The organism is Streptomyces diastatochromogenes (assembly GCF_002242805.1).
GTDB lineage: Bacteria > Actinomycetota > Actinomycetes > Streptomycetales > Streptomycetaceae > Streptomyces > Streptomyces diastatochromogenes.
On sequence record NZ_MCGQ01000058.1, the window covers coordinates 20755 to 46393 of the forward strand.

The 25639-nt window shown below is 73.0% G+C and carries 23 protein-coding genes; 9 read left to right on the forward strand and 14 right to left on the reverse strand.

What is annotated here, in order from left to right; genetic code table 11:
• Position 1: 1 nt before the first annotated feature.
• The 4 genes from egtD to egtA are packed head-to-tail and all read right to left on the reverse strand — an operon-like array spanning position 2 to position 4387.
• Positions 2 to 964 (reverse strand): L-histidine N(alpha)-methyltransferase, encoded by a 963-nt coding sequence (egtD, locus tag BEK98_RS43750; RefSeq protein ID WP_094222416.1) that lies wholly within the window; start codon positions 962 to 964, stop codon positions 2 to 4.
• Complete coding sequence (gene egtC / locus BEK98_RS43755) at positions 961 to 1740, reverse strand: ergothioneine biosynthesis protein EgtC (protein ID WP_094222417.1); 780 nt, start codon at positions 1738 to 1740, stop codon at positions 961 to 963. The genes egtD and egtC overlap by 4 nt, the downstream gene beginning before the upstream one ends.
• Positions 1740 to 3077, reverse strand: coding sequence for an ergothioneine biosynthesis protein EgtB (gene egtB / locus BEK98_RS43760; protein ID WP_094222418.1), 1338 nt, complete (start codon positions 3075 to 3077; stop codon positions 1740 to 1742). Before egtB ends, egtC begins: the two co-directional genes overlap by 1 nt.
• Complete coding sequence (gene egtA / locus BEK98_RS43765) at positions 3074 to 4387, reverse strand: ergothioneine biosynthesis glutamate--cysteine ligase EgtA (RefSeq protein ID WP_094222419.1); 1314 nt, start codon at positions 4385 to 4387, stop codon at positions 3074 to 3076. The genes egtB and egtA overlap by 4 nt, the downstream gene beginning before the upstream one ends.
• 275 nt (positions 4388 to 4662) lie before the next feature.
• On the opposite strand from egtA, the gene BEK98_RS43770 reads away from it, so the two are divergent.
• Complete coding sequence (locus tag BEK98_RS43770) at positions 4663 to 5496, forward strand: TIGR02452 family protein (protein ID WP_167444413.1); 834 nt, start codon at positions 4663 to 4665, stop codon at positions 5494 to 5496.
• Between the two features lie 7 nt (positions 5497 to 5503).
• Here the strand turns inward: BEK98_RS43770 and BEK98_RS43775 are convergent, their stop codons facing one another.
• The 7 genes from BEK98_RS43775 to BEK98_RS43805 all read right to left on the reverse strand — a co-directional run bounded on the left by BEK98_RS43775 (position 5504) and on the right by BEK98_RS43805 (position 12157).
• Positions 5504 to 5950 (reverse strand): type II toxin-antitoxin system PemK/MazF family toxin, encoded by a 447-nt coding sequence (locus BEK98_RS43775; protein ID WP_094222420.1) that lies wholly within the window; start codon positions 5948 to 5950, stop codon positions 5504 to 5506.
• A 57-nt stretch (positions 5951 to 6007) separates the two neighbouring features.
• The gene (locus BEK98_RS43780; protein ID WP_094222421.1) at positions 6008 to 7237 is read right to left on the reverse strand and encodes a M48 family metalloprotease; all 1230 of its coding nucleotides are present in this window, start codon (positions 7235 to 7237) and stop codon (positions 6008 to 6010) included.
• Positions 7234 to 7722: a hypothetical protein gene (locus tag BEK98_RS43785; protein WP_094222422.1), complete on the reverse strand. Its 489-nt coding sequence runs from the start codon at positions 7720 to 7722 to the stop codon at positions 7234 to 7236. The genes BEK98_RS43780 and BEK98_RS43785 overlap by 4 nt, the downstream gene beginning before the upstream one ends.
• 63 nt (positions 7723 to 7785) lie before the next feature.
• Positions 7786 to 8643 (reverse strand): polysaccharide deacetylase family protein, encoded by an 858-nt coding sequence (locus tag BEK98_RS43790; RefSeq protein WP_244202235.1) that lies wholly within the window; start codon positions 8641 to 8643, stop codon positions 7786 to 7788.
• A 223-nt stretch (positions 8644 to 8866) separates the two neighbouring features.
• A complete protein-coding gene (locus tag BEK98_RS43795; RefSeq protein WP_094222424.1) occupies positions 8867 to 10357 on the reverse strand; it encodes an SPFH domain-containing protein in 1491 nt (496 codons plus the stop codon).
• A 133-nt stretch (positions 10358 to 10490) separates the two neighbouring features.
• A complete protein-coding gene (locus tag BEK98_RS43800) occupies positions 10491 to 10709 on the reverse strand; it encodes a hypothetical protein (RefSeq protein ID WP_244202236.1) in 219 nt (72 codons plus the stop codon).
• Positions 10710 to 10735: 26 nt separating this feature from the next.
• A complete protein-coding gene (locus tag BEK98_RS43805) occupies positions 10736 to 12157 on the reverse strand; it encodes an amidase (RefSeq protein WP_094222425.1) in 1422 nt (473 codons plus the stop codon).
• A gap of 200 nt (positions 12158 to 12357) precedes the next feature.
• Here BEK98_RS43805 and BEK98_RS43810 point away from each other — a divergent pair, with 200 nt between their 5' ends.
• Positions 12358 to 13746, forward strand: coding sequence for a glycoside hydrolase family 43 protein (locus tag BEK98_RS43810; protein ID WP_094222426.1), 1389 nt, complete (start codon positions 12358 to 12360; stop codon positions 13744 to 13746).
• A 6-nt stretch (positions 13747 to 13752) separates the two neighbouring features.
• Here BEK98_RS43810 and BEK98_RS43815 read toward each other — a convergent pair whose 3' ends face one another.
• Positions 13753 to 14928 (reverse strand): helix-turn-helix domain-containing protein, encoded by a 1176-nt coding sequence (locus tag BEK98_RS43815; RefSeq protein WP_094222427.1) that lies wholly within the window; start codon positions 14926 to 14928, stop codon positions 13753 to 13755.
• Between the two features lie 839 nt (positions 14929 to 15767).
• Between BEK98_RS43815 and BEK98_RS43820 the strand changes: the two genes are divergently transcribed.
• Both BEK98_RS43820 and BEK98_RS43825 read left to right on the forward strand, forming a co-directional pair.
• Positions 15768 to 17840, forward strand: coding sequence for a xanthine dehydrogenase family protein molybdopterin-binding subunit (locus tag BEK98_RS43820; protein WP_094222471.1), 2073 nt, complete (start codon positions 15768 to 15770; stop codon positions 17838 to 17840).
• A 26-nt stretch (positions 17841 to 17866) separates the two neighbouring features.
• Positions 17867 to 18325, forward strand: coding sequence for a (2Fe-2S)-binding protein (locus BEK98_RS43825; RefSeq protein ID WP_094222428.1), 459 nt, complete (start codon positions 17867 to 17869; stop codon positions 18323 to 18325).
• Between the two features lie 3 nt (positions 18326 to 18328).
• On the opposite strand, the gene BEK98_RS43830 is transcribed toward BEK98_RS43825, so the two are convergent.
• Complete coding sequence (locus tag BEK98_RS43830; RefSeq protein ID WP_094222429.1) at positions 18329 to 19309, reverse strand: alpha/beta hydrolase; 981 nt, start codon at positions 19307 to 19309, stop codon at positions 18329 to 18331.
• Between the two features lie 301 nt (positions 19310 to 19610).
• Between BEK98_RS43830 and BEK98_RS43835 the strand changes: the two genes are divergently transcribed.
• The 5 genes from BEK98_RS43835 (at position 19611) to BEK98_RS43855 (ending at position 24575) form a co-directional block, all read left to right on the forward strand.
• The gene (locus tag BEK98_RS43835; RefSeq protein WP_167444414.1) at positions 19611 to 21407 is read left to right on the forward strand and encodes a helix-turn-helix domain-containing protein; all 1797 of its coding nucleotides are present in this window, start codon (positions 19611 to 19613) and stop codon (positions 21405 to 21407) included.
• A 6-nt stretch (positions 21408 to 21413) separates the two neighbouring features.
• Positions 21414 to 21755 carry a cupin domain-containing protein gene (locus tag BEK98_RS43840; protein ID WP_094222431.1) on the forward strand — a complete coding sequence of 114 codons (342 nt, stop codon included), beginning with the start codon at positions 21414 to 21416 and terminating at the stop codon, positions 21753 to 21755.
• Between the two features lie 63 nt (positions 21756 to 21818).
• Entirely contained in the window at positions 21819 to 22496 is a 678-nt protein-coding gene (locus BEK98_RS43845; protein ID WP_094222432.1) for a DsbA family oxidoreductase, read from the forward strand.
• Positions 22484 to 23656: an FAD binding domain-containing protein gene (locus tag BEK98_RS43850; protein ID WP_167444415.1), complete on the forward strand. Its 1173-nt coding sequence runs from the start codon at positions 22484 to 22486 to the stop codon at positions 23654 to 23656. Before BEK98_RS43845 ends, BEK98_RS43850 begins: the two co-directional genes overlap by 13 nt.
• A gap of 16 nt (positions 23657 to 23672) precedes the next feature.
• Positions 23673 to 24575 carry a LysR family transcriptional regulator gene (locus BEK98_RS43855; RefSeq protein ID WP_094222434.1) on the forward strand — a complete coding sequence of 301 codons (903 nt, stop codon included), beginning with the start codon at positions 23673 to 23675 and terminating at the stop codon, positions 24573 to 24575.
• 29 nt (positions 24576 to 24604) lie between these two features.
• Here the strand turns inward: BEK98_RS43855 and BEK98_RS43860 are convergent, their stop codons facing one another.
• Positions 24605 to 25585: an aldo/keto reductase gene (locus BEK98_RS43860; RefSeq protein WP_094222435.1), complete on the reverse strand. Its 981-nt coding sequence runs from the start codon at positions 25583 to 25585 to the stop codon at positions 24605 to 24607.
• Positions 25586 to 25639: the final 54 nt, after the last annotated feature.

The following is a 25639-nucleotide window of genomic DNA, read 5'->3' on the forward strand; positions in this document are numbered from 1 at the left end:
CTCACCGCGCCACGCTGAGGGACAGTGCGAAGCGGTTCTCGGTGTCCGTCCACCAGTGGGTCAACTCCAGCCCGGCCGCGTCGAGTTCGGCGGCCACGCCGTCCCTGCGGAACTTCGCCGACACCTCGGTGCGCAGCTCCTCGCCCGCCGCGAAGTCCACGGCGAGGTCCAGCGCGGGCACCTTCACGGTCTGCGCGGTGCGCGAGCGCAGCCGCATCTCGATCCACTCCTGCTCGCTGTCCCACAGGGCCACGTGGTCGAAGGCGCCGGGGTCGAAGTCGGAGCCCAGCTCCCGGTTCATGACGGACAGGACGTTCTTGTTGAACGCGGCCGTCACCCCGGCCGCGTCGTCGTACGCCCGGACCAGCACCCGCTCGTCCTTGACCAGGTCCGTGCCGAGCAGCAGCCCGTCGCCCGGGGCGAGCAGGGCACGCACCGAGGCCAGGAACTTCGCCCGCTCGGCGGGCAGCAGGTTGCCGATCGTGCCGCCGAGGAACGCCACCAGCCGGGGTCCGGGCGTCTCGGGCAGCGTCAGCGGGGCGGTGAAGTCGGCGATGAGCGCGTGCACTTCGAGCCCGGGCCGCTCCTCGATGAGCGCCTGCCCGGCCTGGGTGAGGGCGCTCTCGCTGACGTCGACGGGGACGTACGCCGCCAGCGAGGTGAGCGCGTCGAGCAGATAGCGGGTCTTCTCCGAGGAACCGGAGCCCAGCTCGACCAGGGTGCGCGCGCCGCTCGCGGCGGCGATCTCGCCGGACCGGGCGACGAGGATCTCGCGCTCGGCCCGCGTCGGGTAGTACTCGGGCAGCTCCGTGATCTGCTCGAACAGCTCGCTGCCCCGGGCGTCGTAGAACCACTTGGGCGGCAGCGTCTTGGGGTCGACGGTGAGGCCGTTCAGGACGTCGGCGCGCAGCGCGGCGTCCGTCGCGTCCTCGGGGAGGGTGCGGGTGACGTGCAGGGGACTCACGTACAGGGCTCCTTCGGTGATACGGATGCCGGGTCCTCGAGCGGGGCGAGCAGCACGCCGGTGCGGCTCGCCGTGAGCACGGTGCGGTCGGGGACCTCCTGCCAGAGCGGGTCGTCGTCGTACGGTTCGGAGGCGACGACCGTGCCGGTGCCGGGCTCCGCGCGGTACCAGAGGCTGTCGCCCCAGGCGGTGGCGGCGATGGTGGCGCCGTCGGTGAGCAGCAGGTTCAGCCGGGAGGCGGGGGCCGCCTCGGCCAGCTCGCGCACCGCTCCGCCGAGGGCGTCGGCGGGGTCGTCGCCGAGGCGCAGCCGATGCAGGACCAGCGCCCAGACGAACGCCGAGTCGGTGCTCGCCTGCAGGGACAGCAGCTCGACCGGGGGCAGGGCGGACGCCAGGGGCGCCGCCGAGTCCGGCCAGCCCGCGATCATGCCGTTGTGGCTGAACAGCCACCGCCCGTCGGCGAAGGGCGCCGCCGCGGCCTCGGCGTCCGCGCCCGCGACGGTCGCGTCGCGTACGGCGGCCAGCACGGCGCCGGCGCGTACGACCCGGGCCAGGTCGGCGAAGGACAGGTCCGCCCAGATCGGCCCGGCCCGCCGGTACCGGGCCGGGGCCGGATCGCCCGGGGCGTACCAACCCACCCCGAAACCATCGGCGTTCACCGTCCCGTGCCGCTGCCGCCGGGGCGCCCAGGACTGCCGGTACAGGCTGTGCGGGGGCTCCACGAGGAGCCGGTCGAGCGGCTCCTCAGGTCCCAGATAGGCCAGATGGCGGCACATCAGACGGCCTCCGAGCGGGCGGTGCGGAACCCGGAGAAGATCTGCCGCCGGATCGGGTAGTCCCAGTTGCGGAACGTGCCCCGGCAGGCCACCGGGTCCACGGCGAACGAGCCACCGCGCAACACCTTGTGGTCGGAGCCGAAGAACACCTCCGAGTACTCCTTGTACGGGAACGCCTGGAAGCCGGGATACGGCAGGAAGTCGCTCGCCGTCCACTCCCACACGTCACCGATCAACTGCCGCACGCCGAGCGGCGATTCACCGGCCGGGTAGCTGCCGGCCGGGGCGGGCCGCAGGTGGCGCTGGCCCAGGTTGGCGTGCTCGGGCGCAGGGTCGGCGTCGCCCCACGGGTAGCGGGTCGAACGGCCGGTGGCCGGGTCGTACCGGGCGGCCTTCTCCCACTCGGCCTCGGTGGGCAGCCGGCGCCCGGCCCAGCGGGCGTAGGCGTCGGCCTCGTACCAGCACACGTGCAGCACCGGCTCGTCGGGCGGGACGACCTCGGTGACACCGAAGCGGCGGCGCAGCCACTGCTTGCCGTCGCGGCGCCAGAACAGGGGTGCGCGGAGGGAGTGCTGCCGGATGTGCGCCCAGCCCTCGGGCGTCCACCAGCGCTCGGTGTCGTAGCCGCCGTCCTCGATGAACGCCTGGTACGCCGCGTTCGTCACCGGGGTCGTGTCGATCCAGTACGGCGCCACGTCCACCGGATGCGCCGGGCGTTCGTTGTCCAGGGCCCACGGTTCGTCGGAGGTGCCCATGGTGAACGGGCCGCCGGGGACGAGGACTTCCGTCGGGCCCGTGAACAGCGGGGCCGGTTCGGGGTCGGGGGCGGTCAGGGCCTGCGGACCCTTGCGGAGCTGATGGGTGATCAGCATCGTCTCGTCGTGCTGCTGTTCGTGCTGCGCGATCATCCCGAAGGCGAACCCGGCCTCGGTCAGCCGGCTGCCGTGGAAGTCCGCGGCCCCCAGCAGGTCAAGGGCCCGGCCGCGCACCTCGGCCGCGTAGCCGCGGGCCTCGGCGGGCGGCAGCAGCGGCAGCGAGGGCCGCTCGGCGCGCGGGTGCTCGAAGGCGTCGTACAGGCCGTCGATCTCGGGCCGTATCGCGTCCCGGCCGCCGACCGCCCGCAGCAGCCACAGCTCCTCCTGGTTGCCGATGTGCGCGAGGTCCCACACCAGCGGCGACATCAGCGGGGAGTGCTGCGCGGTGAGGTCGGGGTCCTCGACGCAGCTGGTCAGCAGCGTGGTGCGGGCGCGGGCGGTGGTGAGCGAGGCCAGCGCACGCTCGCGCAGCGCCTCGGTGTCCGGCTCGGTGGCCGTGACCTCGGTCTCCGGGGCGGTCATGTGCGGATGTCCTTCCTCCCGTGGGCACGACGGTCCGTGTCGCGCAGGCGGTCCAGCAAGTCGTCGGCCGGGCAGCGGCCCTGGGCGACGTAGCGGTCCAGATACGCCGCCACGGCGTCCATGACCGCGCGTGTGGCACCGAGCCTGGGCAGAGCCTCCAGCGCCACCGTGAAACAGGCGACGGCGGCCTCCCGCAGCTCGGGGTCGGCGAGCCCGTGCCGGGCCGCGTCGGTCCACAGCGGATTGTGTGGGGCGGGCAGGTTCAGGGCCCGCTCCGCCAGCGGTTTCACCACCCGGTGCGCGGACTCGGCGGCCTCCGGGTCGTCGAACAGCGCCGCCGCCACCGCGAGCGGCACGATCCAGCCGTCCTCACCGGGCTGCGCGTCGATCATGCGCAGCTCCAGGTGGCCGCGCGGCCGGACCGGCGGGAACAGGGTGGTGAGGTGGTAGTCGAGATCCGCCCGGGTGGGCGGCCGGGGTGTCCGCGAGCGGGTCCACTCGCGGAAGGTCAGGTTCTCGGGCACCTCCCACGGGCTGCCGTCGCCGCGGATGCACATCACCGGGGCGTCCAGCACATGCCGGGCCCAGGCGGATCTCGGCTCGCCGTCCGGCGGGGGAGCGCCCGCCCGCCCGGCGCCGATCTCCGTCCACAGCAGCTGCCGGGTGGACAGCCAGCCCGTGGGCTGCTCGCCGATCAGCGGGGAGTTCGCGAACGCGGCCACCAGCACCGCGCCCAGCAGATGCGCCAGCTGCCAGCGTCGCTCGTGCCCGAGCGGCCCGGGCTCCTCGTGGCCGGCGTCCACGCACACCTGGACGGAGGCCGAGGTGCACATCATGTGCCGGCCGGCCGGGCCGGTGCGGTCGAGGCACGCCTCCATGGCGTCGTAGCGCGGTTCGCGCAGGAAACGACGGGGTGCGTGCCAGGGGTCGTGGCCGAAGCCGACGAGTCCCAGATCGTCCTCGGCGAGGACCGCGCGGACCGTGTCCAGGTCGGCCGAGACGGTCTCTATGCACTCCATCAGGGAGGTGGCGGGCGGTGAGCTGAGCTCCAGCTGGCCGCCGGGTTCGATCGTCAGCGGCGACTTCAGGGGCACGGCCCGCAGGGCGGCGTAGGCCGCTTCGAGTCGTTCGGGTGTCACGGGGAGCTGCGGCCGCCGCAGCTCATGGACGAGCCATTCCACTTCGACCCCGAGCGTGCGGGGCGGGCCGGTCTTGAAACAGATGCCGCGGACCAAGGCCTCGACCTCTGCCTCGGTGACGGCTGTGCGGTGCTCCGTACAGTCGCCACCATCACCTATTGAGTCGGACATGTCTGGATCCTCCTGAGATTCCACCATGCCACCGGCTCGGCATTCGGTGAGCCGGGCCGGCACTCGTCCCACCCAAGACCCTCGAAACGATTCGCACAAGGGTGCCCATCGGGACGTTCCGGATCGGTAATCTCCGTTTTCTTGGGCGTTTCCAGGCCGTTCCGGGAGCGGGAAACTCCGTTGCACCGCATCACCAGCATCACCCAGGATGCGTGCATGAGCACGACGGGGGAGACCGCGCGGGCCGCGGTCGTGGCGCCCACGGGGGTGGCGCCATGAGCGCGCGCCTGCGCGGCATCGCCACGGAGACCGAGCAGATCGTGGCGGCGGGGACGTACCCGTCGCCGGACGGCCGCGAGGTGTCCGTCGCGGCGGCGATCGAGGCCGCCCGCGCGGGCACGCGGCTGTACGGCCCTGAGCCCGTGCCGGTGCCCGCGACAGCGGATGCGGAGCCGTTCTTCGAGGTCACGGGCGAGAGCAGCCTGGAAGCCGCCCGTCGGCTCGCCGACGCGCCCGTCGCCGTCCTGAACTTCGCCTCCGCCCGCAATCCCGGCGGCGGCTATCTGAACGGCGCCCAGGCCCAGGAGGAGGCCCTGTGCCGCGGCTCCGCGCTGTACGCCTGCCTGCTCCAGGCCCGGGACTTCTACGACCACCACCGCGCCCACCGCGACCCGTTCTACACGGACCGGGTGATCCACACCCCCGCCGTGCCGGTGTTCCGCGACGACCGGGGCCGCCTGCTGCCGGAGCCCTACCTCGCCGGTTTCCTGACCGCCGCCGCCCCCAACGCGGGCGTCATACGGCGTACGGCACCCGAGCGCGCCGCCGAACTCCCGGCCGCCCTGGCCCGGCGGGCCGAGCGGGTCCTGGAGACCGCCGCGGCGCACGGCTACCGGAGGCTGGTGCTGGGCGCCTGGGGCTGCGGTGTCTTCCAGAACGACCCGGAGCAGGTCGCGGGCGCCTTCCGGGCGCTGCTCGGCCCCGGCGGCCGGTTCGCCCACACGTTCGAGCGCGTGGTGTTCGGCGTCCTGGACCGCACGCCGGGAGCGACGGTCCGGGAGGCCTTCGTACGGGCGTTTCCGGAGCGCACGCCCCCGGTCACGCTCTAGGGGTCCGTCAGGTCCAGCCGTACCGCTCGTGGAGCCGCTGGCGGACCAGATTGAACCGCATCCGGTCGAGCGCGCACGCCTCCCGGCGCATGCCCTCCTCGTGCAGCCGCAGCACGCGGTCCACGTCCACCCAGGAGTCGCGGCCCGACCGGTCCCACGGACCGCTGCCGATCGCCACCCACTCCCGGTCCCCGTCGTGCCGCTTGCTGGACAGCTGCACGGCGAGGAAGGTGCCCGCCGCCTCCCGGGCGACCACCAGCACCGGGCGGTCCTTGCCCCGGCCGTCGTTCTCCTCGAACGGCACCCAGGTCCACACGATCTCGCCCGGGTCCGGGTCGCCGTCATGGGCGGGGGAGTACTCGGTCCGCACCCGGCCGACCTCGCGCGGGTCGGCCTCGGTGGTCGCGGAGGGGCCCTGGCGGCCGGGAATGTCTTCGTCGGTAAAGGCAGTCACGGGGGCACCCTAGGCCGTACGCCGAAGAGTTGGACAACCGCCCACCGGTGGGCACTCTCAGGCCGAGGCGGTCGGCACGGGCCCCGGGTCTCCGGTCTCCTTCGGAATGGTCCGCCAGGTCTGGGCCGTCGGCACGCCGCGCCGGTGCAGATCCAGCAGGGCCGGGCGGGTGCGAGCCCACAGTTCGCGGATGATCTGCCCCTGGATGTCGGCCAGTTCGAGCGCCATCCGCACCCGGTCGGCATCGGCCATCCGCGGCAGGAACCCGCGCAGGCACTGCTTGCGCAGGTCGGACGGCGGGTGGGAGCCCAGTTGGCGGGCGTGCTCGTCGCCCGTCTGCAGCAGGGCCACGGCGCGGTCCATCACGTCCAGGGCGTCGAAGAACAGACTGATGCCCAGGAACCCCACCCACAGATCGCGGTTGTCGTGCTCGACCCCCGCGTTGAGGGACAGGACCATGCCGAGCAGGTCGGCGTCGAACTCGTGCCGCCACGAGTACGCCAGCACCTCGGCCTCCTCGACCGGCAGGACACCCCTGCGCCGGACCGCGGAGTCCAGGTGGCCGCTGATGATGTGGGCGTACTCGTGGCCCACCACGAAGTACTCCAGGGAGTCACGCAGCATCCCGGCGAAATTGAACAGGCCCGGCGGCAGCAGGTGGTGGCCGGCGTCGCCGACCCGGCCCGTGACGGCGTAGGCCACGACGATGTCCGTGAAGCGCTCGGCGACCTCCGGAACGGTCTCGATCCGCTCGACCGCGGCGGGCAGGCTCCACTGAAGGCCGACCATGCCCTCGGCGTCGGCCGGTCCGTGCGGGACGGCCCAGGCGACCGCCTTGCTGAGTTTGGAGGCGAAGAGCGGCATCTGGTCCTCGACGAGCACCAGATGGGCGCCGTGGCGACCCGGCACGCGCATGCTCACCGCGTTGAGCTGCCCGGTGCGCAGATGGCTGATGAGCGGGCGCAGGGCCGCGAGGTCCAGGCCGTCGCCCTGTATCCGGTCCCTGGCCGTCCGCTCGATGTGGTCCTGCATCCCCGCGAACATCTCGGCGAACACGTCGTCCTGGCTCCGCAGGTTGCGGGCGGCCTCGTGTTCCACCTGCGCCCGGATCCGCGGGTCCTTGCCCTGCTCGGCGTTGAAGCTGTCGCGCAGGATCCGCTCGGTCAGGTCCCGCACGGCGGCCCCGGTGCCCGGGGGCCGGTCGGCCGTGCCCTGTTCGGCCCGGGCCTGGGCCCTGAGCAGATCGAGGAAGTCCTGCGCCTCCTGCTGCCGCCCCCGCTCGCTCATGCCTCACCGTCCGGCGCCGGTCGTCCGGTCGCGGGCCGGACCTCCACGTCGGCGCCGAACGTCGCCGTGACGGTCGCCGTGACCTGGTCGGTGCCGTTCCCGCCGGCGGAGAGCAGGTTAGGCAGGACGGAGATCACCTTGCCGAACATGCCGTCCGGCTCCTTGACCTCCACGGTCACCGTGCCGTCGGCCGCGAGGACGACCACCGTTCCGTAGACCACGTCCGGCGTGCGGTACAGCGCCCGCGGCGCGCCCGGCCTCAGGTCGATCACCTGGCCGCCCTTGCGCTGTTCCAGGGCGTGCTGCAGGGCGCCGACGGCGGTCGCCGCGCCCATCAGGACCAGGGTGACGGTGGTGACGGGTTCGATGCCGCGCCGCGGGACCTCGTGCAGCTCGACGCCGTGGGTGGCCGCCAGCTCACGTGTGGCGGGCACGTGCGCCGGGTCGAGGACGACGAGGGCCTGCGTCTGAGCCGACTCGGGCACCTGAACTTCCTTTCCTCTGACGGTGTTTCACGCCAGAAGAATGCCATCCGGGCCGCCGTGCCGTCAGTGCGGCGCGTCCGAGAGGTGGACGAAGTCATGGCCCGTCGCCAGGAGAGAGGGGACGGCCGCGGTGATGCCTCGGGCGGTGCCGCCCTCGGGGTGGTTCATGTGGCAGATGACGATCGAACCGGCGTGGGCCGAGGAGACGGAGGCGCGGACCTGTTCGGGAGAGAAGGTGGCGCCGGCATCGCCGTTCACGGAGAAGCTGACGAAGCGCTCCCCGAGGTCTCCGACGATCCGTGCCGCGACGTCGTCGCAGTACGCGGTGCCGGACCGGAAGAAGCGCGGTGGGGCACCCAGCAGGTGGGTGAGCTTGCCACGGTTCCCGGCGATCTCGTCGTACACCTCGCCGGCGCTGCGGGTGCCCGGGATGCCGTAGGCGGAGCGTCCGGTGACGGACAGCGGGCGGTGCCGGGTGCCGTGGTTGGCGATCTCGAACAGCGGCTCGGCGGCCAGCCGGCGGAAGACGGCCGGGTTGGCGTCGATCCAGCGGGAGTTGATGAAGAGGGTCGCCGGTATCTCCCGCCTGCGCAGGAAGTCGATCAGCGCCCGGTCGTAGCCACTGCCGCCCGGGCCGCCGCAGGCGTCGAAGGTCAGCGCGATCGCACGTCGCGTGGTCGGCAGCGTGTGCATCACTCCGGGCGCGTCGAACCCCCAGGTGTGCGGCACGGAGTGCCCGTAGCGGGCGACGATCTCGGCGCGGGTGACCGTGGGCGCGGTGGCGGGTGCCGTGGGCGAGGGGGCGACGGGGGCGGTCGCCGAGGGTGCCGGTGCCGCGGGCGTGGACGTGGGCGACCCGGACGCGCTGATGTGCGTCGAGCTTCTCGGGCCCGCGCAGCCCGCGAGCACACCGCCCGCCAAGCCGGGCCAGCACAGCCCGGCGACTGGCCGTCATCCACGCCCCCACCTGGTCGAAGTTCCTCGTACGGGCCTGCCGCGGCCCGCCACGCACACCGTACGTGGTGGCCGTGCCGCGACCGGGAAGGGGGCGGTAAGGGTTCGGTTGGGGTTGTCCTGGGCCCCTCGGCTCCTCAGCGTGCCGGGGCCCTCGCAGCCGAGGGCCCCGGCACGGACGAGTCGGTGCTCAGTCCTCGTCGTTCTCCACCGGCACCCGCTGCGCGGGCGGCGTCGCCACCCCGTTGAGCGACGGTGAAGTGCCGTTCTGCTCCTGCCCGTTCGGGTTCATCGAGGCAAGGAGCTGGCGGGCGACGCCGAGACCCGTGCCGCCCATGGTGAGTGCCTTGGCGAACAACTCGGCCATGCCGTCGGCGCCGTTGAGCAGCACCATGTTGTCCACGTTGCCGAAGGCGGACGCGCCGGCCTGGACGATCTCCGGCCAGTGCTCGGCGAGTTGCTGGGCGACGACCGCCTCCTGGTTCTCGGCGAGGGCGGCGGCCCGGGCCTTGATGGCCTCCGCCTCCGCCAGACCCTTGGCCCTGGTCGCCTCGGCCGCGGCCAGACCCTTGGCCTGCGCGGCCGCGGCCTCCGCCTCACCGGTGGCCCGGGTCGCCGCGGCCGTGGCCGCACCCCGGCTCTTGGTGGCCTCCGCCTCGGCGCCCGCGGCCGTCTTGACCCGGGTCGCCTCGGCCGCGGCCGCGAGCTCCGTCTCCTTCGCCTTCGCCTGTGCCCCCGAGATCCGTGCGTCACGCTCGGCCTCGGCCAGCGTGCGCTTCTCGTAGGCCCGGGCGTCGGCCGGCTTGCGGACGTCCGCCTGGAGCTGCTGCTCCCGCCGGTGCGCCTCCAGCTCGGCGACCCGCGTCTCCTGGACCACGACCTCCTGCCGGGCGCCCGCGTCGGCGAGCGGACCCGCCTGACGGGCGCGTGCCGCCGCCTTGTCCCGCTCGGCCTGGTAGCCGGCCTGCAGGATCTCGCTGTCCCGGGTGGCCTCCGCCATCCGGGCGAAGGACTGCTGCTCGGCCTCGGTGGCGAGACGATTCGCCTCCGCCTGCGCGATGCGCGCGTCCCGCTGGACGGCGGCGGCGTGCGGCATCGCCAGGTTCTGGATGTACCCGGTCGGGTCCTCGATCTCGTGGATCTGCAGCGAGTCGACGATCAGGCCGAGCTTCTCCATCTCCGTACCGCAGGCCGCCCGGGTCTGCCCGGTCAGCTTCTCCCGGTCGCGGATCATGTCCTCGACCGTCAACCCGCCCACGATGGAACGGAGATGACCGGCGAAGACGTTGTGCACCCGCTCCGACATCATCCGCTGCTGGTCCAGGAAACGGCGGGCCGCGTTGGCGATCGACACGAAGTCGTCGCCCACCTTGAAGATGACCACGCCCCGCACCTTCAGCGGAATGCCCTGGTGGGTCACGCAGTCCACGTGCAGCTCGGTCTCGTTCAGGTCCAGGGAGAGCTTGCGCACCGCCTGCACCCCGGGCAGCACCAGCGTGCCGCGACCGGTGACGATGCGGAAGCCCATGCCCTCCTCCAGGCCCTCGGTGCGGTGATTGGACCCGGAGATGATGAGCGCCTCGTTCGGCTCGGCGACCCGCCACATCATCTTGAACAGACCGATGAGAACGAGAACGGCAACGACGACCGCCCCCGCAACGACGCCGACAACCATCGGCATTCGCCCCCTTTGCATGGTGCCCTTTCGGCACCGAACGAAGGGAGTGTGCGCCTGCGGGGACACGCCGAGAAGACGCTGGCGAATCCTTGTTGCAATCTTGACGCACACGCCCCTCACCTGGGGCGGAGCCCGCTCAACTGTCGTACGCGGCGGTGACGTAGACCGTCCTCGGCGGCAGGTACTCCACCACCATCACCACCGTGCCGCGCTCGATCCGGCCCGTGCTGTCGGCCGCGTAGGCGAGGAAGTGCTCCGCGCCGCCGCGCACCCGGACGATCACCTCGCCGACGAGCCCCGGCCCGATCGTCCCCGTCACCCGCCCCATGAGCCCGACCATCGACGCGTCTTCCATGGTCACAGGGTACGGGCGGAGGGCGTTCATGCCGCCGTGCTGTCGGCGTCCGCCTGCTGCGGCGGCCACCGCTCGTGCCAGCGCAACTCCGCCTCCAGTTGGGCGGCCAGCGAGACCAGCAGGAGTTCGCTGTTGGCCGGGCCGAGCAGTTGGGCGCCCACCGGCAGGGCGCCGACGAACCCGGCGGGTACGTTCACGCCGGGCCAGCCGAGGACGTTCCAGGGCCAGGCATAGGGGCAGGCGGAGATCATCGCGCGGTCCGTGGCGAGCCCGCCGAGCCGGTACAGGGCACCGATCGCGGGCGGGGGAGCGGCCGTCGTCGGGGCGAGGAGCACGTCGTACGACCCGAAGAACGCGCCGATCCGCCGGTGCAGGACCGCCTCGGCGCGCCGGGCCGCCCGCAGCGGGGCCCCGCCGAGCAGCCGGCCCAGCCGGGCCGCGTCCCGGGTGCGCGGGTCGAGCAGGGCGGGGTCGGGGGTCTCGCGGACATGGTCGGCGATGCCGGCGGTGGCGCGCGGCACGAAGGTCAGCCCGATCTGGCCGTAGGGCGGGTCGGCCTCCTCGACGATGTGCCCCAACGCGGCGAGTTTCCCGGCGAGTTCGAGGATCCGGGACCGGACCTCCGGGCGCAGCCGTGCCGGTACCGCCGTGAACGGCGGCTTCAGTGACAGGGCGATGCGCAGCCGGCCGGGGTCGCGGCCGACGGCGTCCGACACCGTGAGCGCCGGCGGCTGGTGCGGGTCCCGGTCGTGGTTGCCGCTCGCCGCGTCCAGCAGCAGGGCCGCGTCGGCGACCGTACGGGCCAGCGTGCCGTTGACGGTGATGCCGTGGAAGGCCTCGCCGCGCGGCCAGGTCGAGATGCGCCCGCGCTGTGGCTTGATGCCGATCAGATGGGTCCAGGAGGCCGGGATCCGCACCGAACCGGCGCCGTCCGAGCCGAGCGCGGCAGGCACCAGGCCGGCGGCGACCGCGGCCGCCGAACCGCCCGAGGAGCCGCCGGGGGTGTGGCCGGTGTGCCACGGGTTGCGGGTCTCCCCGAACGCCGGGCCCTCCGTGAACGGCCACTGCCCCAGCTCGCAGGTGTTCGTCTTGCCGACGATCACCGCCCCGGCCGCCCGCAGCCGCCGTACCGCCTCCCCGTCCGCCGCGACCGGCGGAAAATCGCCGGGGCAGCCGAACGCGGTCGGCTCGCCCGCGACATCCATGTCGTCCTTCACCGCGACCGGCACCCCGAGCAGCGGGCGCCGCGCTCCGGCGGCCAACTCCCGGTCGGCGGCGTCCGCTTCGGCGAGCGCGGCCTCGGTGCGTACGATCCGGAAGGCGTTCAGGGTCGGCTGGGTGGCCTCGATCCGGGCCAGGGCCCGCTCCACCAGCACGCGGGAGGTCACCTCCCCGTCGGCGAGCGCGCGGGCGGACTCCGCAAGGCCTGCGGCACGGTCGGGCGTCATTGCGGGAGCACCTCCGGGAGCCTCCTGACACGGTGTCTACCGAACGGTAACCATAGAGCGGCCGGTGCCGTACAGGTTTCGCACAGGCGACATCGAGTCGAGTTCAAAGCATTGACGTGAACCTGTCTGCGCCTTAGTTTCTGGGCGATTTATCGAACCGCGTTCGTAATATCGCACGCGTCAGTTCAGGAGAGCCGCACGTGACCACACCTCCCCCCGCCCCGTCCCGCCGCACCCTGCTGCGGGCTCTGGCCGCCCTGCCCGCCGCCGCGGTCCTCCTGGGCGAGACACCCGGCCTGCTCGGCACGGCGCTGGCCGCCGCACCCGCCGCCGGGTCCGCCTCCCGCTACACCATCGTCCCGTTCCTGAACAGCAACGACGGCACGGTCAACGTCTACCAGTCCGACGACGCCACCGACTTCCGCCTGCTGCAGACCTCCGCCTACACCCCGCCCGCGAACCGCATCCGGGACGCCAGCGTCTTCAAGCACACGGACGGCTACTACTACCTGACCTACACCACCCACACCTGGCAGGACGTCAGCACCACCATCGGCTTCGCCCGCAGCGCCGACCGGCTCAACTGGACGTTCCTGTACGACTACACGGTCTCGATCACCAACCTGTCCCGGGCCTGGGCGCCCGAGTGGTTCGTGGACGCCGACGGCAGCGTGAACGTCATCGTGTCCTGCTCCACCACCGACAACGAGTGGATCTTCACCCCGTACCTCTTGACGGCCACCAACTCCGGTCTCACCTCATGGAGTTCACCGGTCGCCCTCTCCGGCATCGGCGCGAACCACATCGACACCTTCATCGTCCGCATCGGCTCGACCTACCACGCCTTCACCAAGAACGAGACGGCCAAGTACATCGAGTACGGCACGGCGTCGAGCCTCACCGGCCCCTACACGATCACCAGGACCGGCGACTGGGCGGGCTGGGGCAGCTACCGCGAGGGCCCGGCGCTGGTGCAGCTGGACAACGGCGGCTGGCGGATCTTCTTCGACGGCTACGGCGACGGCAGTTACTACTACTCCGACAGCTACGACACCTTCGCCACCTGGACCGCCCCGGCCAAGCTGCCCGGTATCTCCGGCACGGCCCGCCACTTCACGGTCGTCAAGGAGACGGTGTCCGGCGGCCCGAGCCTCACCAGGAACGCCACCCGCTCCTTCCAGTCCGCCAACTACACCACCCGGTACTGGGAAGAGCAGTCCGCCCTGCTCAACCTGCCCGTGGTGACCGCCTCCAGCGCCACCGCCGACAAGCAGGCCGCCACGTTCACCGTGGTCGCGGGGCTGGCGGACGCGGGCGGCTACTCCTTCCGCGACGCGTCCGGCAACTATCTGCGGCACTGGGACTTCCGGGGCCGCTTCGACGCCAACGACGGCACGACGACGTTCGCCAAGGACGCCACCTTCATCGCCCGCACCGGCACGGCGAGCGGTTCGGTGCGCTTCGAGTCGTACAACTACCCCGGCCGCTATCTGCGCCACTACAACTACCAGGTCCGCGTGGACCTTCCCGACGGCACGGACCTGTTCCGGCAGGACAGCTCCTTCGTGCCGGTGACGGCCTGGGCTTAGCACTCCTCAGTGCCCTCGGGTCAAATGTCGGAGCATCAGGGCGAGTTGGAGCCGGAAGCGGCCCTGCGGGGTGCGCACCGGCCAGCCCAGCAGGTGCTCGGCGTGAGCGAGGCGGTCCTGGAGCGTGGAGTGGTGCACGCCGGCTTCGGCGGCGGCCGCCCGCAGGCTGGCCGTGGCGGCGACCGCGTGCAGCGTCCGCAGCATCCAGGGCGCGTCCGCCGCAGCCGTCTCCACGGCCCGGACGTCCGGGTCCGGCTCCGCGCCCGGTACGACGAGTTCGGCGAGCAGTGCGATCCCGCCCAACTCGTCGGCCCGTACGACCCGTTGTCCCGGATCCAGGTCGTCGCCCTCGGCGGTGAACCGCAGCGCGAGCCGGGCGGCGGCCCAGGACCGGGGGAGGTCCAGGACCGGGACGGCGGGGCCGATGCCGAGGCGCTCGGAGCGGACCGTGACGGGACCGGGTCCGCCGTCCCTGCGGGGGCCGGGGTAGGCGTGACCGCTTCCTGGTCCGGGGTTGCCGCCGCCGTCCAGGCGCGCGGAGCCCGCCGGACCCGTTCCGGGCCTCCCGCGCGGCGCCGTGCCTCCGCCGTGAGAGGGCCGGCCATCCCCTGACCCGGTGAGGTCCGCCGCCCCTTCGGCCGCGACGATCTGGGGCGGCCCCTCGGCTGGAGCGACGGCGCGTACCCGCACCTCCGGGTCCAGGCCCAGTCGGCGGGCCGCGTGCAGCCGGGCCTGCTCGGGTGCCGTGGGGTCGAGGAGCGTCTCCACCAGGGCCGGGTCGTCGGCCGGTGCGGCCGGGGCGCGGCCCCGGGTGCGGTCCAGGACGGCCCGTACGGCTCCGGCGGCCCGCTCCAGGATCACCGCGTCCACCACGCTCGGCCCGGCCTCCGCCCGCTCCAGCCACAGCGCGGGGGGCCCGCCCGGCGCCAGGGGCGCGGACGGCCACTCGGGGTCGGGTTCCGTCTCCGGGTCGCGGCGCCGCCCGTCCGGCTCCACCCGCAGCACCACCCGCCGCTCCGCGTCGACGAGCCGCGCGGGACACCCCGCCAGCACGGCGGCACCGCGCACCAGCGCCTCCAGACCGGCCCGGGACTCGGCCAGCCGGTCGAAGTAGGCGATGACCCGCACCGCGGCCCCGGCATCCGGATCCAACGCGGCCAGCCGCCCGGCCAGCTCTTTCATGGGGCCATCATGCGTCACCGGCGCCGACGGCGAGGAGACGCGGAACACATCCGGCGTCGAAGCGGTGCGGGGGCGCGTCTGTCCTGCCTCGGGGGGGCTGAACTTGGGGCGCGCTGCTGTGGGTGCCCGGGCCTGCCGGTGGTAGTGGGTGACGGCCTGTACTGCGTCCTCGGCGCCGGTGGCTGGGGCGCGGCGGACGCGTCTGCCGGTGGTAGTGGGCGATGGCCCGCTGTGTGGCCCCGGTTTCGATGGCCGGGAGGCGCGGCGCGCGCGTGCGGCGGGAACGGTTCGGGGCCGTGCCCGTTCTGCCTCTGGGCTGGCTGATCTTGGGGCGCGTGCGGCCAGTCGGTCGAACTGGGCGATGACCCGCACTGCGGGCCCGGTTTCGGTGGCTGGGAGGCGGTGGACGTGTCCGGCGGGGAACTGGCCGGGCCGTGCCCGTTCTGCTTTTGGGTGGGCTGGTCCTGGGGCGGCTGCGGCCAGTTGGTCGAACTCGGCGATGACCCGCACTGCGGCCCGGCATCGGTGGCCGGAGGGCGGCGGAACTGGCCGGGCCATGCCGGTCCCGCCTCAGGGGCGCGTTGCCCTGGGTGCCCCGGCCCGCCGGTCGGAGTGGGCGATGACCCGTACTGCGGCCCCGGCATCGTTGGCCGGGAGGCGCGGGACGCGTTCCGAAGGGAACCGGCGTACGGCCCCGTCCCTCCTACCTGGCGAGTGACCCGTACCGGGACACGTGCCGCCCCGCGTGCCGTGACCTGCCCGCCCCACGCGCCGACAGGAGCCCTCGTTTGGACCGCACCGAGCCCCTGCCCTCCGCGGGCCCGTCCCGCCGTAGATTCATGGTGTACACGGTGGCCGCGGCCACCCTGACGGTCGCCGCCCCGCTCGCCTGCACCCCCTCGCGCGCGGAAGGCGCCGAGCCCTCCCGCGCGGCCTCCGACGTCCTGGTGACCGGCACCGACGAGGAGATGCTGGTCCTGGAGGTCACGGAGGCCAACCACATCGTCGTGCGGCTGCCCCGGGCCGAGGTCGGCCAGGGCATCACCACCGCGGTCGCCATGATGATCGCCGAGGAGCTGGACGCCCGCCTCGCCGACGTGCGCATCCCGCTCGCCGATGCCCGGACCAAGGGCAACCAGTACACCGGCGGCTCCAGTTCGGTGAGTTCGCTGTACGGCCCGGCCCGGCAGCTCGCCGCCACCGCGCGGGCCAAGCTGGTGACCGCCGCCGCCCGCCGCTGGCACCTGCCCGCCCGGACCCTGCGCACCCGAGACACCATGGTCGTGGCACCGGACGGGCGCACGGCCACCTTCGGCTCGCTGACCGCGAGCGCGGCCCGTATCCACCGGCCCGCCGTCCCGAGCAAGCCCAAGCCCGCGTCCCGGCACCGGGTGATCGGCCGGCCGACGACCAGGATCGACGCGCGGGACATCGTCACCGGCCGGGCGAAGTACGCCGGGGACGTGGCGGTGGCCGGGGCGAAGCCCACGGTGGTGGCCCGGCCGCCGACGATCCGGGGCAAGCTCGTCTCGGTCGACGACCGGGCCGCCCGCGCCCTGCCGGGCGTCCACGCGGTGGTCCGGCTGCCCGGCGGGGTCGCCGTCGTCGCGGACACCTTCCATCACGCCTTCCGCGCCCGGGACGCCCTTCGCCTCACGTGGGCGCCCGGCCCGCTCGCCCGTCTCTCGGACGCGCAGATACGCGCGCGGCTGAAGGCCGCCGTCCCCCGGCTCGGCACCCCGCCGCACGGATCGACCCCGGTGGAGGCCGAGTTCGCGTTCGCCTTCGTCGGGCACGCCCCGATGGAGGTGCTCACGGCGGTCGCGGACGTCCGCGCCGACCGTGCGGAGCTGTGGTTCTCCTCCCAGACCCCGATGGACGCGCGGGACGCCGTCGCCCAGGCGGTCGGCCTGCGTCCGTCGAAGGTCAAGGTCCATGTGGTGCGCGCCGGTGGCTCGTTCGGCCGCCGGCTGAACTACGACGCGGCGATCGAGGCGGCGCTGGTCTCCAAGGCGGCCCGGCGCCCGGTGAAGCTGATGTGGAGCCGCGGCGACGACATCCGGCACGGCCGGATGCGCCCCGCGAGCCACCACCGGATCCGGGCCAGTGTGGCCGGGGGCCGGGTGGTGGCCTTCGAACAGGTGATGGCCTCGGTGTCGGAGTCGTACGACGACGCCGGCCTGTCCGCGCAGGGCGGTGTGCGGGCCGCGTCCGGCCCCCTGCCCAGCCAGACGGGGCTGTACAACTTCGGCCGGGTGTCCGGCGATTCGGGCGGCATCGAACTGGCCGTGCCGCTCGGCGCCTGGCGGTCGGTGGACTCCGGGACCGTGCGGACCGCCGAGGAGATCGTCGTGGACGAGATCGCCCGCAAGCTCGGCGTGGACCCGGTGGCCTTCCGCCGGACCACCCTGCGCGGCAAGGCCGTCCGGGCCGTCCTCGACAAGGCGGCGGCCGCCGGCCACTGGGGCCGTCCCATGCCCGACGGCTGCGCCCAGGGCATCGCCGTGCACGAGGAGTACGGCTCCCGCGTGGCCTGCCTCGCCGAGATCGACGCGAGCGACCCGAAGAACCCCCGGGTGACCAAGGTGGTGATGGCGGCCGACGTGGGCACCGCGGTCAACCCCCGTGGCCTGGAAGCCCAGTTGATGGGCGCCACGACCGACGGCATCTCCGTGATCCTGCAGGCGGGCCTGCACATCGACCGGGGCGCCGTCCGCGAGAGCAGCTTCGCCGACTTCCGCTACGCCCGCCAGCGCCACGCCCCGCTCGTCTTCGAGGCCCACATCCTGCCCTCGACCGGGGACCCGGGCGGCGCCGGCGAACTCGGCGTCCCCGCGGCATCCGGCGCGGTCGCCAACGCCTACGCCCGCGCGACCGGCACCGCTCCGCGCAGCTTCCCGCTCACCTTCTGACCGCCGACTCACCTTCCGAGGCACCCATGCGTTCCTACTCCTTCACCCTCAACGGCAGACAGGTGACCGTGCAGGCCCCCGCCGACATGCCCCTCCTGTGGGTCCTGCGCGACCTCCTCGGGGTCACCGGCCCCAAGTACGGCTGTGGGGTGGGCGTCTGCCGCGCCTGCACCAGCCACCTCGACGGCGCCGAGATCCAGCCCTGTGTGGTCCCGGTGGCCGACTGCGCGAACCGCGCGGTCACCACCATCGAGGGCCTGGCCGACGGCGACACCCTGCACCCGGTCCAACAGGCCTGGATGGACTGCGACGTGGCCCAGTGCGGCTTCTGCCAGCCGGGCCAGATCATGGCCGCCACAGCCCTGCTGAAGCGCACCTCCCACCCCACGGACGCCGACATCGACGCCATCGAGAACATCTGCCGCTGCGGCACGTACGCCCGCATCCGGGAGGCGATCAAGAAGGCCGCGGAGAGCGGTGATTGAGTCTCATTCGGCCAGCAGCCGCCGCAGCCAGTCCAGTTGGGCTGCCCGGGCCGCCTGGGACAGGCCCGCCTGGGGAGCGAAGCCGTCGAAGCCGTGGAAGCCGCCCGGCCAGACGTGGAGTTCGGCCGTGCCGCCCGACCGCCAGATGCGGGAGGCGTAGTCGACGACCTCGTCCCGGAAGGTCTCCGCGGAGCCGACGTCGAGGAAGGCCGGGGGCAGCCCGGACAGGTCGGTCGCGCGGGCGGGGGCGGCGTAGGGGGAGACGTCGGGGCCGCCCCGCCGCTCGCCCAGTAGCGCCGTCCAGCCGGTCTCGTTGGCGGTGCGGTCCCAGATGCCGATGCCCGCCATCTGGTGGCTGGAGACGGTGTCGTTGCGGTCGTCGAGCATCGGGCACATCAGGAGCTGGCCGATGACCGGCGGGCCCTGGCGGTCGCGCAGCAGGAGGGCGAGCGCGGCGGTCAGGCCGCCGCCGGCGCTCGCGCCCGCGATGACGATCCGGTCCGGGTCACCGCCGATCTCCTTGGCGTGCGCGGCCGTCCACAGCAGGCCGGCGTACACGTCGTCGACCGGCGCCGGGTACGGGTGTTCCGGCGCGAGGCGGTACTCGACCGACACGACGACCGCGCCCAGCTCGCGCGCCCAGGCCAGCGGGGCGTCCACGCCGGCCCGGTTGTCGCCGAGGACCATGCCGCCGCCGTGCACGTGGTAGATCACCGGCAGCGGGACGGCGGGGTCGGCGGCGGTCGGGCGGCAGATGAGCAGGGAGATCTCCGGGGCTCCCGCCGGGCCCGGCACCGTACGGTCCTCGGCCACGAACGCGCCGCCCAACGTGAGGTCGAGCTGTGCGAGCAGCTCGATGCCCGCGCCCTCCCGGACGGCGGGGATCTCCTCCAGGGTGAACCCGGGCGAGATCTGGTCCTTGATCAGCTCCAGCGCGGCGGCGAGCTCCGGGTCGAACGGGGGCGGGGGCGGGACCTCGGGCATGGCTTCTCCTCAGCTGACTCAAGCGGCTCGGGCCACCCGTCACGCGACCCGCGCGACCGGCGGTGGCCCCTACGGCCATGATCCGCGTACCCAGACGAGCCCGGAGGCCGACGGATGGCGGAACCTGTCCGCCGGACGGCGGGTGCCGGGAGCAGCCGCAGCGCGCTGGTCGGCCCTCCGATGGATCCGCTTGGCTCCGAACCCTTCCGGCATCACATGTGCATGCTCACAGCGGTTCGTCACTAGCATGGGGAGATGCACAGTCGCGTGCTGCTGGCGGGGGGCGTGCGAGGAGGTAGCGATGACGTCCGTGTCCTCCGCAGGGCCGGATCTGCTGCGCTGTATGAGCGCCATCGACGAACTGGCCATCGCGGTCAATCAGCAGCGCGACCTGCCGAGGCTGCTGGAGCAGATCGCCCGTACCGCCTGTGACCTGCTCGGCTACGAGAGCGCGGCCGTACTGCTGGTCGACGACGACCGCGCGGCCTTGCGGATCGAGGGCAGCTGGGGTCTGAGCGAGGGCTATGTGCGGCTGGTGAACGAGGAGTCGCCGCTGCTGCTGGTCCCCGAGGGCACCTTCGCCGGCAGCCCGTCCCGGCGCTCCTTCGTCGACGGCGTGCCGGTGATCGTCGAGGACATCGCCCACGATCCCTCGTACGGACCCTGGGCGAAGGCGGCCCAGGAGCACGGGCACCACTCCATGGCTGCGGTGCCGCTGCGCAACCAGGGCGAGACCGTGGGCACGATGAACGTCTACGGCAGCGATCCGCGCCGCCTGGGCCCGGGCGGGCTGGAGCTGCTGCAGGTCCTCGCCAGCCACGCCGGGATCGCCCTGGAGACGAGCGCGCAGCTGGAGCGCGACCGCCGCCGGGTGCGCGAACTGAGCGCGTTGAACGAACTGTTGCGCCAACACGCCGCCATTCACGACCGGTTCATCGGGGTCGCCCGACGTGGCGGCGGCATCAGTGACATCGCGGCCGCCCTCGCGGAGACCGCGGACCGGGCCGTGGCCGTGCAGGACGTGTCCGGCCAGACCCTCGCCGCCGTGCCCCGGGCCGGGGTGTCGGTACGGCCGCCGGACTGGCTGTCCTGGCCCCGGCAGGAGGGAGGCGTGTCGCTGCTCGACCTCCTGGCGCAGGCGTCCCCGGTGCTGCGGTCCGACGCGTTTCCCGGCCTGCTGGCGGGACCGGTCCGGCTGGGGGAAGAGACCCTGGGCGTGCTCTGGCTGGCCGGGGACGCCGAGGACGACGACGTACGGCTGCGCGCCATCGAGCAGGCCACGGTGGTCCTGGGCCTGGAGATGCTGCGTCGGCGCGCCGTGGTCGACGCCCAGTGGCAGCTGCGGGGCGATCTCGTCTCCGAACTCGCGAGCGGGCCCCTCGCCGACCCGGAGGCCGTCCTCGCGCGCGGCGACCGGCTCGGCAGCGACCTGAGGCTGCCCCAGCGCGTCCTCGCCGTCCGCCACGAGGAGGCCGGTGAGGCGGTCACCACGCAGCTGCTGCGCCTGACGCAGTCGCTCGTGCTCTCCCGCCCGCGTCCCAAACCGCTGCTCGCGCTGCGGGACGGCGCGATCGTGATCGTGGCGCCGGCGGCGGACCCGGAGGGTGCCGAGGAGCTGGCCCGGCGCATCCGTACCGTCGGAATCCAGACCCTGGAGGGCGGTGTGCGTGTGGCCGTCAGCGAGACCTGTGCCGGTCCGGACCGGCTGCCCGGAGCGTTCCGCCAGGTCACCGGCCTGCTACGGCTCCTGCCGTACGCCACCGGCGAGGACGTCCTGACGGTGGCGTCGGCAGGGGTGATCGGCATGCTGCTGGCCGACGTCGACCCGCAGCGCATGGGCGTCCTCGCCGCCCGCTGGATCGGCCCGCTACGGGAGTACGACCAGCGCCGGGGCACCGACCTCGTCAGCACCCTGCGCACCTACCTCGCCCACGACCTCAACACCAACGCCACCGCCGAGGCCCTCTTCGTCCACCCGAACACGGTCGGCCTGCGCGTCAAACGCATCGAAAGCCTGCTGGGCGTCTCCCTGACCAGCGTCGGCGACCTGACCACGCTGCGCACGGCGCTGGCGATCGACGACATCACCCGCACCTGACGATCTGTGCCGCAGTACAGGCCTGGCGGTAAAGGCTGTGCTGCCGCACAGTGCCCTCGATGTCGTGCGCTGTCACGCTGGAGGTCAGTCCCGGGACACACCGGGATGGAGGTGCTGAAGGTCGTCTACAGGGCCGGGTTCACCAACCCCTGGCACACCCACAACTGCGCCCACGGCATCTACGTCCTCGACGGCACCCTGACCACGCACCAGGGCGACTACCCGGCGGGCAGCTTCGTCTGGTTCCCCGAGGGCGGCACCATGACCCACGGTGCCGGCGACGACGGCGACTGCACCTTCCTCTTCATCACCAACAAGCCGTTCGACATCCAGTACGTCGCCGAGTGAGCACGACGGCTGCGGTCTTCTCGGGGCGGCCTCCTCCGCCGGTTCGAATAGGAGATTCCACCAATGATCAACCTTGATGTGTTCAGCGATCTGATCTGCCCCTGGTGCTACATCGGCGGGCGTCGGCTGCAGAAGGCCGTCGACATCGTGCAGGAGCGCACGGGGCAGGAGTTCCGCATCCGTCACCACGCCTTCGAGCTGAACCCCGAGATGCCGGCGGCCGGAATGGACCGGCGCGCCTACCGGAGCGAGAAGTTCGGCAGCTGGGAGCGTTCGCGCCAGATGGATGCCGGCACGGTGCCGGCAGGCCGGGACGAGGGCATCGTGTTCGACTACGAGGCGATCGCCAGGACGCCGAACACCCGGGCCGGACACCGGCTGATCGCCCTCGCGGAGCGGGAGGCGCAGTCGGGCGCGGCGATGGCCGACCGCCTGCTCGTGGCCTACTTCTCCGAGGGCCAGGACGTGGGTGATGTCGCGGTGCTGGCGCGGATCGGCAAGGAGATGGGGCTGGGCGACGACGTGGCCGCGCAGCTGGCGGACCCGGCGCTGGAGACGGCCGTGGCGGAGGACGAGCAGCTTGCCGCATACCTCGGCCTGCGCGGGGTGCCGCTGCTGATCGTCGGTGACAAGGCGATCAACGGGGCGGTCGGCACCGACGCGCTCGTGGAGATCCTGCAGCGCCAGGCCACCGAGGTGCCGGACGGCGCCGTGTGCGAGGACGGGGTGTGCTCGCTGTGACCACCGTGCCGGACATCAAGTCGGTCGGCATCGTGGGCGGTTCGCTGGGCGGTCTGTTCCAGGCGGTCGCGCTCGCGGAGCTGGGACTGGACGTCACCGTCTGGGAGCGGTCCGCGGGCCGACCCGACGACCGTGGCGCGGGGATCGTGCTGCAGCCGAGCGTCGCCTGGTTCCTCAGCATGTTCTGCGGCGTCGATCCCGACCGGATCAGCGTCCCCGTCACGCACCGGCAGTTCTTCGGCCGGGACGGGCGGAGCCATCACACGCTCATGGGACAGCGGATGATCTCCTGGGGTGCGATCTACGCCTCCCTGCGGGACCGCCTCGACCCCGCGCGCTACCACGACGGGCACCAGGTGACCGCGCTCGCACCCCGGCCCGACGGTGTCGACGTCCAGGTCGGCGACGCCGTCCGTCCCGTGGACCTCGCGATCATCGCCGACGGCTCCGCCTCCCGCCATCGCCGGCTCGTCGCACCCGGGGGTGCCCCCCACTACGCCGGGTACGTCGCCTACCGGGGCGTCATCGACGAGGCCGAACTCCCGGAGGAGCTGAGCGAGGTCTTCCGTGACCGGTTCAGCTTCTACGACGGGGACCGCACCCAGTTCCTGTGCTACTTCATCCCGGGCGACTTCGGCACGACCACGCCGGGAAAGCGCCGGATGAACTGGGTGTGGTACGTGCGGGCGGACGGGGCCGACCTGGATCGCATCACCACCGACCGCGACGGAACGGCCCACGGGCTGTCCCTGCCCCCGGGGCTGATCGCCCCTCAGGTGCACACCGAACTCCTGGACCGGGCAGGGGCGTTGCTTCCCGACCTCCTGCGTGAACTCGTGGAGCACACCCGGGAGCCGTTCGCCCAGGCGATCCTCGACGGGCGGGTCTCCCGGATGCGCAGCGGCCGTACGCTGCTCACCGGCGACGCGGCCTTCGTGGTCCGGCCGCACACCGCCGCCAGCGCGGAGAAGGCGGCCGCCGACGCCATCACCCTCTTCACCGCCCTGCAGCAGGTCCCGTCCCTGGACGGCGCCCTGCGGGCGTGGGAGAAGGACCGGCTTGCCGAGGGAACGGCCCTCTACCGCCACGGCATCGGCCTCGGACACCGGCTCGGCCTGGGCGGTTCCGAGCCGGCGAGGGCCGCCGCTGCCGGCAGTTGAGGGAGTGGTTCATTCGATGGACGCGACGCTACGGCAACTCGGTGTATTCGTGGCCATCGCCGACAACGAGGGCTTCGGCGCGGCCGCCGCGGCCCTCGGCATGAGCCAGTCCTCGGTGTCGCACTCGCTCGCCTCGCTCGAACGCGTGGTGCAGGGCGCCCTCGTGCAGCGCGCCACGCCGGTCCGGCCGACGCCGCTGGGTGAGGTGCTGCTGCCCCATGCCCGCGCCACCCTTGCCGCGGCCCGCGCGTTCCACGCCGCCGCGGCCGCGCACAAGAGCACCGGTGTGGCCGGGGCGATCGGTCTTGCCGTCCCGCCGACGGCCGCGCGCGGGCTGCTGCCCGGCCTGCTGCGGCTGTGGCACGAGCACCTTCCGCACGTCGAGATCACGGTCTTCGAGGGCCTCGACGAGGAGACCGAACAGTGGCTGGAGAGCGGCACGGTCGACGTGGCCGTCCTCATCGACCCCGACCCGCTGCCCCGCGGCGCCCTGCACCTGGCGACCGACGCCTACGAGGCCGTGGTGCGTAGCGACCACCCTCTGGCGGGCGAGGAGTTCATCGAGCTGGCGGACCTGCTGGAGGACCCGCTGCTGGCCACCACCTCCGGCTGCGAGACCCAGGTCAAGCACCTGCACGCGATGACCGGCCTGACCTATCGGCCCACCCAGCGCATCCGCGAACTCACCACCCTGCTGTGCATGGTGGAGGCCGGCCTCGGCGTCGGGATCATCCCGTCCCTGGCGGCGAGCATGCTGTCCGAGACCCTCACCCTGGTCCCCCTGCGACCGCACCTGGAACGCCGGCTCGTCCTGACCGGCCCGAGCGGCCGACCCTGGCACCCGAACGTCACCGTGATCCGGGACCTGTGCGAGAAGCGTCCCGCCGGCCTGTCGGCTCCTGCGACGGGCCGGCGGTAGAACCCGTTTCCGGTGGTCGTGATCTGCGCTCAGAACAGTGCGATGGGCGGCAGCGGGGGAAAGATCTCATCCAGTTCGGCGAGGTCGTCCGCACCGAACTCGTACCCGGCCGCGGCCGCGTTCTGGGCGACCTGCCCGGGCCGCGTGGCACCGGCGATGACCGAGGCGACAGCGGGACGGGAAGCGAGCCAGGAGAAGGCGACCTGGACCTCGTCGAGGCCGCGCTTCCTGGCGAAGTCGCCGAAGGCCGCGAGCTGGGCCAGGTCGGCGTTCTCGAAGTCGTCCTGGCGGAAGTGGGTCAGCCGCGACCCTTCGGGGGCCTTGCCGGAGGAGTACTTGCCGGTCAGCAGCCCGCTGGCGAGTGGGTAGTAGGGCAGGACGCCCAGCCCGAACGCCCGGGCGGCGGGCAGCACTTCCAGCTCGGCGCGGCGGTCGAGCAGGTTGTACTGGTTCTGCGAGGCGACGAAGCGGGTGGTGCCGAGCTGGCGGGCGAGGTACTCGGCCTGGGCGATCTGCCATCCGGCGAAGTTGGAGTGGCCGAGGTAGAGCACCTTGCCCTGCCGCACCAGGGTGTCGAGCGCGGCCAGGGTCTCCTCGATCGGCGTGACCGGGTCGGGGGTGTGGAACTGGTACAGGTCGATCCGGTCGGTGCCCAGTCGGCGCAGCGACTCCTCGACGGCGCGGACGATGTAGCGGCGGGAGCCGCGGACTCCGAAGTCACGGCCGTTGGCCCCCTCGGCGTCCATGCCGAACTTGGTGGCGATCACCACGTCGTCGCGGTGGCCCTTCAGCGCCTCGCCGAGGAGTCGTTCGCTCAGCCCGGGGGGTGTGCCGTAGGTGTCCGCGACGTCGAAAAGGGTGATGCCGGCGTCGAGGGCGGCTCGCACCACGGCGTCGGTGCCCTCCTGGGTGAAGCTGGCGGTGCCGGGCCGGCCGAGGTTGCTGCAGCCGAGCCCGACCGTGGACACGGTCAGACCGGAGGTGCCGAGTTGGCGATAGCCGACGGACATGGTGCGCTCTTCTCTCGATGGGCGTAGGCGGTCGGGTGGGTGGCGGTCCGGAGA